This is a genomic window from Roseateles toxinivorans (assembly GCF_004362525.1).
Classification (GTDB): Bacteria; Pseudomonadota; Gammaproteobacteria; order Burkholderiales; family Burkholderiaceae_C; genus Paucibacter; species Paucibacter toxinivorans.
In genome coordinates this window covers 38,869-49,721 of sequence record NZ_SNXS01000019.1, presented here as the reverse complement: position 1 = coordinate 49,721, position 10,853 = coordinate 38,869, and the positions used below count along the sequence as shown (strand labels likewise).

The 10,853-nt window shown below is 65.4% G+C and carries 14 protein-coding genes; 12 read left to right on the top strand and 2 right to left on the bottom strand.

Translation table 11 applies throughout. The features are described from left to right. The 6 genes from DES47_RS28375 to DES47_RS28350 form a co-directional block, all read left to right on the top strand. A partial coding sequence (locus DES47_RS28375) for an AAA family ATPase (RefSeq protein WP_208115145.1) occupies positions 1-700 on the top strand: 700 nt, incomplete at its 5' end. 615 nt (positions 701-1,315) lie between these two features. Then, complete coding sequence (locus DES47_RS28370) at positions 1,316-1,567, top strand: hypothetical protein (protein WP_133704158.1); 252 nt, start codon at positions 1,316-1,318, stop codon at positions 1,565-1,567. Between the two features lie 5 nt (positions 1,568-1,572). Beyond that, positions 1,573-2,082 (top strand): hypothetical protein, encoded by a 510-nt coding sequence (locus DES47_RS28365; protein ID WP_133704157.1) that lies wholly within the window; start codon positions 1,573-1,575, stop codon positions 2,080-2,082. A gap of 19 nt (positions 2,083-2,101) precedes the next feature. After that, positions 2,102-2,647, top strand: coding sequence for a cell division protein FtsI (locus DES47_RS28360; RefSeq protein ID WP_133704156.1), 546 nt, complete (start codon positions 2,102-2,104; stop codon positions 2,645-2,647). A 32-nt stretch (positions 2,648-2,679) separates the two neighbouring features. Continuing rightward, positions 2,680-3,384: a flagellar basal body L-ring protein FlgH gene (locus tag DES47_RS28355; RefSeq protein WP_133704155.1), complete on the top strand. Its 705-nt coding sequence runs from the start codon at positions 2,680-2,682 to the stop codon at positions 3,382-3,384. 71 nt (positions 3,385-3,455) lie between these two features. Beyond that, entirely contained in the window at positions 3,456-4,187 is a 732-nt protein-coding gene (locus tag DES47_RS28350) for a cyclic nucleotide-binding domain-containing protein (protein ID WP_166652231.1), read from the top strand. A 46-nt stretch (positions 4,188-4,233) separates the two neighbouring features. Here the strand turns inward: DES47_RS28350 and DES47_RS28345 are convergent, their stop codons facing one another. Next, positions 4,234-4,431, bottom strand: coding sequence for a DUF3606 domain-containing protein (locus tag DES47_RS28345; protein ID WP_133704153.1), 198 nt, complete (start codon positions 4,429-4,431; stop codon positions 4,234-4,236). Between the two features lie 41 nt (positions 4,432-4,472). After that, the gene (locus DES47_RS28340) at positions 4,473-4,730 is read right to left on the bottom strand and encodes a hypothetical protein (protein ID WP_133704152.1); all 258 of its coding nucleotides are present in this window, start codon (positions 4,728-4,730) and stop codon (positions 4,473-4,475) included. A 47-nt stretch (positions 4,731-4,777) separates the two neighbouring features. Between DES47_RS28340 and DES47_RS28335 the strand changes: the two genes are divergently transcribed. The 6 genes from DES47_RS28335 to DES47_RS28310 all read left to right on the top strand — a co-directional run bounded on the left by DES47_RS28335 (position 4,778) and on the right by DES47_RS28310 (position 10,852). Further along, a complete protein-coding gene (locus DES47_RS28335) occupies positions 4,778-5,938 on the top strand; it encodes an aminotransferase class V-fold PLP-dependent enzyme (protein WP_243748494.1) in 1,161 nt (386 codons plus the stop codon). 110 nt (positions 5,939-6,048) lie between these two features. Continuing rightward, on the top strand, positions 6,049-6,714 hold the full coding sequence (locus DES47_RS28330; protein WP_133704151.1) for a Crp/Fnr family transcriptional regulator: 666 nt from the start codon (positions 6,049-6,051) through the stop codon (positions 6,712-6,714). Positions 6,715-6,749: 35 nt separating this feature from the next. Further along, complete coding sequence (locus DES47_RS28325) at positions 6,750-7,571, top strand: M55 family metallopeptidase (RefSeq protein WP_133704150.1); 822 nt, start codon at positions 6,750-6,752, stop codon at positions 7,569-7,571. Between the two features lie 48 nt (positions 7,572-7,619). Beyond that, positions 7,620-8,333 (top strand): tRNA (guanosine(46)-N7)-methyltransferase TrmB, encoded by a 714-nt coding sequence (gene trmB, locus DES47_RS28320; RefSeq protein WP_133704149.1) that lies wholly within the window; start codon positions 7,620-7,622, stop codon positions 8,331-8,333. Between the two features lie 231 nt (positions 8,334-8,564). Further along, on the top strand, positions 8,565-9,563 hold the full coding sequence (locus DES47_RS28315) for an amino acid ABC transporter substrate-binding protein (RefSeq protein WP_425057493.1): 999 nt from the start codon (positions 8,565-8,567) through the stop codon (positions 9,561-9,563). 107 nt (positions 9,564-9,670) lie between these two features. Further along, positions 9,671-10,852 carry an amino acid ABC transporter permease gene (locus DES47_RS28310; protein WP_133704147.1) on the top strand — a complete coding sequence of 394 codons (1,182 nt, stop codon included), beginning with the start codon at positions 9,671-9,673 and terminating at the stop codon, positions 10,850-10,852. Position 10,853 lies beyond the last annotated feature (1 nt).

The following is a 10,853-nucleotide window of genomic DNA, read 5'->3' as shown; positions in this document are numbered from 1 at the left end:
ATCTTCTCGCTTGGCATCGTGTCCACCTAAGTTAAGTGGACACGATCCTTACGGTTCCGCTTGGCGACTTCAAGATGACTTGGCCGGACGGATACCGCTGGACAGCAACCACATCTTTCAGGTGTATTCCATATTGAAGTCGACCTTCTTCAAGAAGATACCGAACCAGCGGACTGTTGCGACTACTTGCAAGCAGCTCTTTGTCTCTACACACAACTACGAGTTCTTCTCGCTGCTTCGGGACTTGCCGGGGGAGGCCCGATACTTCTTGACTAAGCGAATCAGTTCGACCCGCTCGACTATGGGCAATCTGCCTGAGTCTATCTCTCGGTATTCTTCTGAATACCACTACCTGTTTCACATTCTGCATAGCTTCGACCAAAGCTCCAACAAGGCGGACGCGGAGCATCTGCTTGCTTTGCCAAATGCCGCGCGAAGGTTTCTTGAGTTGTACACGTATGCGAAGCTCCCTATGGGGCGAAGCTCAAAGGTTGAGAAGCGCGCTGAGCTGTTGTTCGGAGCGGAGAAGGCGAATCGGATACTGAAGGTCCTGCACCACTTTAGCCACCTTGAGAGCGTCGAACGCTTGATGACCAATACGAACGCCGTAGCGGACATCGAGGGCGCTGTCTCGCTACTGATGGAGTCCCTCAAAGCGGACAATGATCACTATCAAGCCTTGCTTGCAGCTGTTCAGTAGCTTGGCACTCTCGCTGTATTTGCTCTTGAATCCAGTCGAAGTCCGGGTGGTGAGATGGAGCGGACAGATGGGGGGGCCTTGGGCAATTTGACGTACAACTATCCGGACAACTATTCTTGTCTTGCTGTAAGAAGTTGAGCGTTTATGCGGGTTACAGAGGCGTGTTCAAGTGACCCCGGCTCAACCAAATGGACAGAAAGCGGCACCCAAATGGAAAAGGCCCAAGTCCGTAACAGACTTGAGCCTCTTCTTTGACTTCACCCGCCGGGCAGCGGGTCATCCAATATGGTGGGCCGGGGGGAATTGAACCCGGGTCCCACTGGCCAGTCCGGTTGGCGCATTCCTAGCGCTGCCGTCCACCCGGGACGTCGTGGTCCTTTTGCGGTTGGTCGCGCACGGTCTCGGCGTCGTCGCCACACTCCGCTGCGGCCTGCCCGAGTTCGTCCGGGCCGACATGCAATGTCCTGCTTGAGTCGAGGCGTCGATTGGCCTTCTCGAGCACCTTGCCCCGTCGCTTCGGTATTCGCGCGCCCGATGCATGGGTTGAGTGACATTCATCACCGAGGCTGGGGAAACACCGGGTGTGGGGCGGCTTTTCCGGGCTTCTGAAATGGCTTGGCGGGCAAGAATTTGTTCATCGCCACACCACTCAGTCACACCGTCATGCAAGTGAACACGCAAGCCGTCAAAGTTGATCGCTCATTGAGCAAGCCCGCCGCCGCTCAGGCAGCAAAACCTGGCCCCGACAGCTTCAGCGAGCTGCTGAAGGGGGCCCAAGCTGCTGGCGCCGCGCAGCGCGATGCAGGTGCAGTTGCAGCGCCTCCAGCCGCAACTGCTGCAGGCGCTGCAACGGCCAACAAGGCCTGAGCGCGATGGTGTCGATGCACAACACCGGTGTGCCCGCCGACGGACCGGGCGCACGGCTTGGCGCGTCGCCGATGCCACCTGCGGATGAGCCGCGTACCGCCCGGACCAGCCCCGCTGCCACGCGAGCGGCCGAGGCCGGGATCAAGCAGCCAGGCCAACAGGTGAGCTTCAGTGCGCAAAGCCTGCAGGCCTTGGAGGCCGCGGCACTGGCGCAGGCGGCGAGGGCAGGCGCCGACGTGCAAGGCGTCGGCGATGCGGTCGGTGGCGGCATCCTGGCAGCCGCTCGCGCCGTCGACTCGGTGGGGGCTCAAGCGTCGGACCTGCTGGTTTGCGGCGCCCAGGCGCTGACCAGCGGCATTGGCGCGGTGCGTGGCGCCGTCCAGGAGGCCGCTGCGTGTTTGGAGGCGCAGGTGGCCGACGCGACGCGTCAACTCGGCGGGCTCGCGTCAAGCACCGCAGGCTATGGCGCGCTCGCTGCCCTCGCAGGTGGCGCGTTGCTCGATGAACTTGTCTAGAAGACAGCAAGAGGCCTTGATGCTCGATTCATTGTCCAGAGGCTGCCTGTGCGGCGCCCTAGTTGCGGCCTTGTCGGGCTGCTCGATCTTCAACGTGGCGCCCACCTGGGAGCTGGTGAAGGCCACGGGCACGGCCACCTCGGCGGCACTTAACTATGGGCCGGGCAAGGCGACGAACACGATTCACCACGGCGACGCCCCGATCCAGAGCGTGTGCATCGAATACAACGGCCAGCCCCAGCTGGACGATCTGGTGCCGGCGCTGCAGCTGGAGCTCAAGGTACAGGGCGTGTCGAGCCGGGTGTTTGAGCCGGGCTCAGGCGGGCCGGACTGCCGCTACTGGGTCCGCTACGCCGCCACCGTGCATTGGGCCGTGCCGCCGATGGGGGGTGCCCATCGCTCCTACCTGAGCGCCGCCACCCTCAGCCTGCACCGAGCGAATGGCTCGCTGATGGGCGCCAGCTCGTATCTGGTGGACGAGAACTTTGCGATCAGCAAATGGGCCAGCACGCGACGCAAGCTCGCGCCGGTCGTGAAGGCGGTCATCACCGGCTTCGAGAGCTGAGCCGGCCAAGCAACCTGAAAGAGAACCAGGACATGACCTTCAACCGTTTCCCGAGCCTTGGCTTGGCCGCCGGCCCGCTCGCGGCCCTGCTTTGCGCCTGCACCTCGGCGCCGCCTCCTCTGGTGCAGGGCCCGGTGTCGGCAGCGCCGGCCAGGACGCCGCTGTACCTGGAGCGGCCGAACAACGGCTCCATCTTCCAGCTGAGCATGTCGGCAGGCACGCTGTTCTCCAGCGAACGCAAGCCACAGGCCGTGGGCGACAAGCTGAAGGTGGACATCTCGGAGAGCCTGCAGGCCAGCCAGAAGCAGTCGAGTGACACCAGCCGCGACAACAAGGCGGCGGTCAAGGGGCCGGGCTCGGGCCGCAAGTCGGGCGGGTTGATCGACTCGCTGCTCAACGCCGACGCCGCTGCTGCCGGCAGCGATTCGTTCAAGGGCTCCGGCAGCACCGAGACCTCGAGCAGCTTCAACACCCAGCTTGCCGTTACCGTCATCAATGTGCTGGCCAATGGCCATCTGCTGGTGGCCGGCGAGCGCAGCACCGGGCTGAACGGTGGCGTGAGCACGCTGCGCTTCTCGGGCATCGTCGACCCGCGCGACATCCGCCCCGGTAATGTCGTCAGCTCCAAGGAGGTCGTCAATGCCAGCCTTGAAAGCGTGGGTCAGGGCGACGTCTCGGAGGCCGCATCCCGAACCTGGCTGCAGCGTGTGCTCACCAAGAGCATGGCGGTGTGGTGAGCCGACCGTTGGGGCCGTGCCCGCCCGGAACGCGGCGCGAGCCTTCGCCTGCCTGGATCAGCGATGCGCGGGTGAAGTTGTTTCGCCGCGGCCAGATCATCGTGCGCGCCGGCAGCACACCAGCCGAATGGATTGCCATCAGCAGCGGGGCGGTCGGCCTGATCACCCAGGTGGCCGGCAGCACGCGGGTTGCCGTGGCGGCGCTGTGGCTCGGTGACGTGATCGGCAGCGCCTCGCCGCTGGGCAAGCATGTGGCGCAGTACGACGTCACCGCGCTGGTCGATGTGGTGACCATCAACATTCCCTGGACTCGGCTTGCGGCGGGGCCGGCGCCACAGCAATTCGCCGATGCCGAGCAGCTGTACTCGGCCACCGAAACCAGGCTCCAGGAGCAGATCTTCATGCGCCTGGCCGGCAACGGCTTCCAGCGTCTGGTCAGCGTGCTGGCAACCCTTGCCGCTGCCCTGGCGCCCGGGATTGATACCGCTTGGCCGGGGCGGAGCCTGTCCTTGCCGGTGGCGCAGGCCTGCATCGGCCAGCTGTCGGGCCTCTCACGCCGTCAGACCTGGATCTATCTGGGTCAGCTCGCAGCGTTCGGCTGGGTCACCACCGCACGAACCCAGGTGACCCTGGTGGGCCTTCGGTCCTGGCTGGCCCTGATGGCGGAGGTCGATGGCAGGGGCCTGGCCTGCATCGCCAGCGCCGAACTGTGCAGCGATGTGCTGGCCGCACTGGCCAGTCGGGACGGTCTGGATAGGCTGGACGGGCTGCGGGCGGTGCTGTTCACGGGCGAGAAATGCTGATGTCCGGCTTGTGGGGCTGATCGTTGCCGGTCGGTCAGCATCAGCGTCACGGCTTGGCGCCCGAAGGTGTGCCCTTCAGATACTCGCTGACCCGATCGGCGTCGTCGCCCACGGCCGAAATGGCGCGCCTGAGTTCGTCGGGGCTGGCGTGCAACGCCTTGCTCCAGTCGTGTAGCGCTTGTGCGTCGTTGAGGTTGATGCGGCGGCGGTCCTGTTCGCCGCCCAGGTATTTGCTGTCTGACATGGTCTGACTCCTTTGCGTTGCTGTGCGACCCCGATGGGCGATCAGCGCTTCTTGCCCTTGTCCTGCTGACGTGCGGCCACGGCCACCACCTGGGTGGCCATTCCCGCGGCAAGCGGATTGGCGGGCGCAGCGGCCTTCTTCGGTTTCTTCGCTTCCTTGTTGCCGTGCTGACCTTTTGACATGGTGAAGCTCCTTGATCGATTGAATGGGGCGTCTGACCGGCGGTCGGTGCAGACGGGCTGTGATGCAGCCTGCGCCGATGCCGGCGCAATATCGGTGCGTTGGCGCACGAAGCGCATGATGATTCCGCTCCGATGCCCACACTTCGGCGGTCGCGACTGGGGCGATGGCTACACTTGAAGCCATGCGCGAAGCCTTTCTGCTGGACCCGGATCTGGTGTTCCTGAACCATGGCTCGTTCGGCGCCTGTCCGCGCGAGGTCTTCCGGGTGTATCAGGACTGGCAGCTGGCACTGGAGCGCAATCCGGTCGAGTTCCTGGGCCGGCGCTCGGCCGCCCTGCTGATGGACGCACGCGCGCAACTGGCGGCCTACCTGGGCGCCGCACCCGAGCATCTGGTCTTTTTGCCCAATGCGACGACCGGCGTCAACACGGTGGCGCGTGCGCTGGATCTGCGGCCGGGCGATGAGGTGTTGGGCACCGACCATGAGTACGGCGCCTGCGACGAGACTTGGCGCAGGGTCTGTGCGGGCGCCGGCGCGCACTACAGGCTGGTGGAAGTGCCTCTGCCCTTCGAGCGCGCCCGCTTTGCTGACCGCCTGCTGGCCGAGGTGGGGCCGCGCACGCGGCTGATCTTCAGCAGCCACATCACGTCGGTCACGGCGCTGACGTTTCCGTTGGCTGAGCTCTGCGCCCGCGCGCGCCAGATGGGCGTGCTGACGCTGATCGACGGCGCCCATGCGCCCGGGCAACTGGACTTGGATCTGGACGCCCTGGGTGCCGATTTCTATACCGGCAACTGCCACAAGTGGCTGTGTGCGCCCAAGGGTTCGGCCTTCCTGCATGCCCGGCCCGAGCACCATGAGCGGCTGCAGGGCCTGATCGTGAGCTGGGGCCATGTGGATCAGGGGCGTGGCCACGAGGCCTATGCCGGCGCGTCATGGCTGGAGCGGCACCTGCAATGGCAGGGCACGCGCGACATCGCCGCCTGGCTGACCGTGCCGGCAGCGATCGCCTTCCAGCAGCGCCATGACTGGGGGGGCCATCGCACGCGCTGCCACGCGTTGGCGGGCGAGGCGCTGCGTGAGGTGGTGCAGCGCTACGGGCTGGCGCCTATCGGCCAGGATGCGGACTGGCTGCAGATGGTCACGCTGCCGGTGCCGCACCACGATGCCGAGGCCCTGCGCGCCGCCTTGTTCGCGCGCGGCATCGAGATTCCGGTGACGCAGCATGCTGGCCAGCGCTTTGTGCGCCTTTCGGTCCAGGCTTACAACGATGCCGATGACATTGCCCGGCTGCTGGCGGCGCTGGACCAGGTGGCGCCCTGAATGGCAGCCGGCGCACAGCTGTGGCAAACACGGGCCTGGCTGCGGCGCCTGGCACGTTACGATCTCGCGTCGGGCGCTGGATCGCGCCAATAGGCCTCAGTCTGGACGCGATGACGCTTCAATCTCCAATCCCTAATTCATCGTCCGCCCCCGGGTTCGATGTGCTGCCCGAGGCCTTGCGCGGCCTGGCGCGGCGCGGCGTGACGCGCAGCTACCGCAAGCACACCTTGATCATCGAGGAGGGCACGCAGGGCGATACGCTGTACCTGCTGCTCAGCGGCAGGGTCAAGGCCTTCTCGATCGACCACCGCGAGCATGAGGTGACCTACGGCGTCTACGGCGCGGGCGAGTATTTCGGCGAAATGAGCCTGGATGGCGGGCCGCGCTCGGCCAGCGTGATGGCGCTGGAGCCCAGCGTTTGCGTGGTGCTGACGCGGCAAAGCCTGCGCGAGCACATCGCCGCCGAGCCCGAGTTCGCCTTCGAGCTGCTGAGCCGGGTCATACGCCGCGCCCGCATGGCCACGGCCAATGCGCGCAGCATGGCCTTGCTGGACGTCTATGGCCGGGTGGTGCAGTTGCTGGTGTCGCTGGCCACGCCCCAACTCGATGGCACACGGCTGATTGCCGAGCGGCTGACCCATGGCGACATCGCCTCTCGGGTAGGCTGCTCGCGGGAGATGGTCAGCCGCTTGCTGAAAGACCTGGAGCAGGGCGACTACATTGCGATCTCACGCGAGGGCGTGCGCCTGCTGCAATCGCTGCCGCAGCGCTGGTGAGCCGGCGCTTTGAAATCTCTTCACCTGGAAGCCTGATGCGACTGCTGATCTCCGTGGACATCGAAGGTGTGGCCGGGGTCACCCATCCCGGCCAGGGGCAGATGGGCAACGGCGAGTACGAGGTGGCGCGCCGGCTGATGACGCAGGAGGCGAATGCCGCCATCCGTGGCGCCCTGGCCGGCGGTGCGACCGAGGTCATCGTCAATGACTCCCATGGCGATTTCCGCAATCTGCTGCCCCTGCATCTGCACCCGCAGGCCCGGCTGCTCAATGGCCGGCCGCGTGCGCTGGGCATGGTGGCCGGCGTGCCGCTGTGCCAGGCACTGATGCTGGTGGGCTATCACGCCAAGGCAGGGGCCGAGGGCGTGCTGGCGCACACCATCAGCGGCAAATCGTTCGCCTGCATTCAGATCAATGGCGTCGAGTACGGTGAGGCGGCGCTGTATGGCTCGCTGGCCGGCGAGTTCGGCGTACCGGTGCTGATGTGCAGCGGCGACAATGTGTTTGCCGACGAAACCCGGGCCATGCTGCCGCACACGGCCTTTGTCGTGACCAAGCAGGCACTGGGCCAGCGCGCGGCGCTGCATCTGTCGCCCGAGGCCTCCTGCGCGGCGATCGAGGCCGGCGCCAAGGCGGCCATGCAGGCGCATCTGTTGCGGCCGGTGGCGCCGGTGCGCCTGGAAGGCCCCATTCACTGCCAGGTGCGGGCGCAGTCGGTGGCGCTGGCCGATCTGTTTGCGATCACCCCGCTGGTCGAGCGCGTCAGTGGCACAGAGTTGGAGTTCACCGGGGCTGACATGAACTATGTGGTGCGCGTGCTCAACACCTTGTCGGCGATGGGGATGGGTCTGGCATAAGAGTTAGACTCTGCGCCCCCCACGCCCCTTGCTCCCCTGCTGTCAACCATGTCCGACACCAAGACTCCCGACGCCCCCTCAGATGACCAGCCGGTGAGGCGTGGCATCAAGAGCTTCGTGGTGCGCGCCGGCCGCATGGGCTCGGGGCAGGTGCGGGCGCTGGCCGAACTCGGCCCGAAGTTCGTGCTGCCCTTCAAGGCCGGGCAGATGGACGTGGCCCAGGCCTTCGGCCGCGATGCGCCGCTGGTGCTGGAGATCGGCTTCGGCATGGGTGACGCGACCGCCAAGATCGCCAAGACGCTTGAGGGCATCAACTTCCTTGGCTGCGAGGTGCACGAGCCCGGCGTCGGCGCCCTGCTCAAGCACATCGACGAGCAGGCTCTGAGCAATATCCGCATCCTGCAGCACGACGCGGTGGAGGTGCTGGAGCAGATGATTGCCCCTGATTCACTGGCCGGCGTGCACATCTTCTTCCCTGACCCCTGGCACAAGAAGCGCCACAACAAGCGCCGCCTGATACAGCCCGCGTTTGTGAAGCAGCTGCTGGGGCGCATCGCGCCCGGCGGCTATCTGCACTGCGCCACCGACTGGGAGCCCTATGCCCAGCAGATGCTGGAGGTGCTGAGTGCCGAGCCGGGCCTGGAGAACACGGCCGAGGGCTATGCACCCAAGCCTGACTACCGGCCGCTGACCAAGTTCGAGAACCGCGGCCTGAAGCTGGGCCATGGCGTCTGGGACCTGGTCTTCAAGCGCAAGACCTGACACTGCACCGGCGCGAAGCGCTGCTATCGCAAAGATCCCATTTTGGGTCGCGGCCGTGCACGTTTTCGGGCCCAAAAAGTCAGTGTTCACCCTATTCCTGCGGCCCCTGGCTTGGGGCTATCGTCGGTTCAGCTCGCATTTGCCTGGGATCGTCCGGCAAGGGGATGCGGAGCCCAATCACCAGGAGCTTGAACGATGAGATCAAATGCTGTGAAGACGTTGGTCAGTGCGATGGTGGCTGCGGCCACGATGATGAGCGTGGGCGCCGCGCATGCAGGCAAGACGCTGGACGCCATCAAGGCGCGCGGCCAGGTGGTGTGCGGTGTGAACACCGGCCTGGCGGGCTTTGCGGCAGCTGACAGCAACGGCAACTGGTCCGGCATCGACGTGGACATCTGCCGCGCCATTGCCGCCGCCACGCTGGGCGACGGCACCAAGATCAAGTTCGTGCCGCTCAACGCACAACAGCGCTTCACCGCGCTGCAGTCGGGTGAGATCGACATCTTGTCGCGCAACACCACCTGGACCCTGACCCGCGACGCCTCGCTGGGCATGGTCTTCACCGGCACCACTTATTACGACGGCCAGGGTTTCATGGTGCCGGCCAAGGGCAAGATCAAGAACGCCAAGCAGCTCAAGGGCACGACGGTGTGCGTGCAGTCGGGCACGACGACGGAGAAGAACCTGACCGATTTCTCGCGCGCCAACAAGCTGGACATCAAGCCGGTGGTGTTCGAGAAGGTCGAGGCCGCCACCGGCGCCTACTTCGCCGGCCGCTGCCAGTCGTACACGACCGACGCCTCCGGTCTGGCCTCGGTGCGCAACAAGGAGGCCAAGAACCCCGCCGACCACATCATCCTGCCCGAGCTGATCTCCAAGGAGCCGCTGGGCCCATCGGTGCGCCGCGGTGACGACGAGTGGTTCGCGATCGCCAAGTGGGTGGTGTTCGGCCTGCTAGAAGCCGAGGAATACGGCATCACGCAGGCCAATGTCGAGCAGATGAAGGCCAGCACCGACCCCGCCGTGCTGCGTATCCTGGGCGTGACCGAAGACACCGGCAAGCTGCTGGGCCTGGAGAAGGACTGGATGGCCAAGGCCATCAAGGCCACCGGCAACTACGGCGAGATCTTCGAGCGCAATGTCGGCCCGAGCTCGGCACTGAAGCTGCCGCGCGGTGTCAACAACCAGTGGAACAAGGGCGGCCTGATGTACGCCCCGCCGATCCGCTGATACACCGGGGGCAGGCCCGGCGACGGGTGCCGCCCTCTTGAACCAACGCGCTCCGGCCCCAGCACCTTGGGGCCGGTTGCTGCGCGCATCCGCTCGAGGAGTCATCTATGTCCGCTAGACAGGCGCCGGCCAAACGCCGGGAATGGTCCTGGCGCAGCCGGAGCATTCGCGCCCTGGTCTATCAGCTGCTCGCGGTGGGCCTGATCGTGCTGGTGGTCTGGTTCCTGGCCCACAACACGGCCGAGAACATGCGGGTGCGTGGCATCCAGAGTGGCTTCGATTTTCTGCTGCAGCCCGCCGGCTTCGACATCGGCGAGGTGCTGATCAAGTACGACGCTCTCGATCCCTACTGGCGCGCCTTTTTGGTGGGCCTGGCCAATACGCTGAAGGTGGCCCTGATCGGCATCGTGCTGACCACCTTGATCGGCACGGCCGTCGGGGTGGGGCGCTTTTCCAGCAATGCGCTGGTGCGTGGCCTTTGCTACGGCTATGTGGAACTGTTCCGCAATGTGCCCATCCTGCTGCAGCTGCTGCTGTGGTATCTGCTGCTGACCGAATGGCTGCCCGATGCCAGCGAGCCGATCTCCGCCTTCGGGCTGGTGTTCCTGAGCAAGGGCGGTCTGACCTATCCGGTGCCTGTGTGGGGTCTGGGTCAGGGGCTGGCCCTGTGCGGGGCGCTGGTCGGCCTGGTACTGGCATGGGCCTGGCGACGCCACGCGCGTGCCCAGTTCGAACGCACGGGGCGCGTGCGCAGCATGTTCTGGTTGCCGGTCGTGATCGTGCTGGCCAGTGCCGTGCTGGGCTGGCTGGCCGGTGGCGCGCCCAATGCCTGGAACGTGCCCTATCTGGCCGATGTGATCGTCGAGGGTGGCAGCGCGCTCACCCCCGAATTCATTGCCGTGCTCCTGGGTCTGGTGCTCTACACGGCGGCCTTTGTGGCCGAGGTGGTGCGCTCGGGCATCGCCTCGGTGCCCAGTGGCCAAAGCGAGGCGGCCGGCAGTCTGGGCCTGTCACCAGGCCAGAACATGCGTCTGATCGTGCTGCCACAGGCGCTGCGCGTGATCATCCCGCCCATGACCAACCAGTTCCTGAACCTGACCAAGAACTCCTCGCTGGCGGTGGCCATCGGCTACCCGGACGTGGTGTCGATCAGCAACACCGCCATCAACCAGACCGGCCGTGCGATGGAGTGCATCGCCATCGTGATGCTGATTTATCTGAGCACCTCGCTGAGCACCTCGGGTCTGATGAATTGGTACAACAAGCGCTCGGCGATCAAGGAGCGTTGAC

What these genes read in the sequence shown, in the direction of transcription:
- DES47_RS28365 (WP_133704157.1), top strand. Translation starts at nt 1,573, where the DNA reads ATGGTGTCGATGCACAACACCGGTGTGCCCGCCGACGGACCGGGCGCA.
- DES47_RS28360 (WP_133704156.1), top strand. Translation starts at nt 2,102, where the DNA reads ATGCTCGATTCATTGTCCAGAGGCTGCCTGTGCGGCGCCCTAGTTGCG.
- DES47_RS28330 (WP_133704151.1), top strand. Translation starts at nt 6,049, where the DNA reads ATGACGCTTCAATCTCCAATCCCTAATTCATCGTCCGCCCCCGGGTTC.
- DES47_RS28310 (WP_133704147.1), top strand. Translation starts at nt 9,671, where the DNA reads ATGTCCGCTAGACAGGCGCCGGCCAAACGCCGGGAATGGTCCTGGCGC.
- DES47_RS28340 (WP_133704152.1), bottom strand. Translation starts at nt 4,730, where the DNA reads ATGCGCTTCGTGCGCCAACGCACCGATATTGCGCCGGCATCGGCGCAG.
- DES47_RS28325 (WP_133704150.1), top strand. Translation starts at nt 6,750, where the DNA reads ATGCGACTGCTGATCTCCGTGGACATCGAAGGTGTGGCCGGGGTCACC.
- trmB (WP_133704149.1), top strand. Translation starts at nt 7,620, where the DNA reads ATGTCCGACACCAAGACTCCCGACGCCCCCTCAGATGACCAGCCGGTG.
- DES47_RS28335 (WP_243748494.1), top strand. Translation starts at nt 4,778, where the DNA reads ATGGCTACACTTGAAGCCATGCGCGAAGCCTTTCTGCTGGACCCGGAT.
- DES47_RS28345 (WP_133704153.1), bottom strand. Translation starts at nt 4,431, where the DNA reads ATGTCAGACAGCAAATACCTGGGCGGCGAACAGGACCGCCGCCGCATC.
- DES47_RS28315 (WP_425057493.1), top strand. Translation starts at nt 8,565, where the DNA reads ATGGTGGCTGCGGCCACGATGATGAGCGTGGGCGCCGCGCATGCAGGC.
- DES47_RS28355 (WP_133704155.1), top strand. Translation starts at nt 2,680, where the DNA reads ATGACCTTCAACCGTTTCCCGAGCCTTGGCTTGGCCGCCGGCCCGCTC.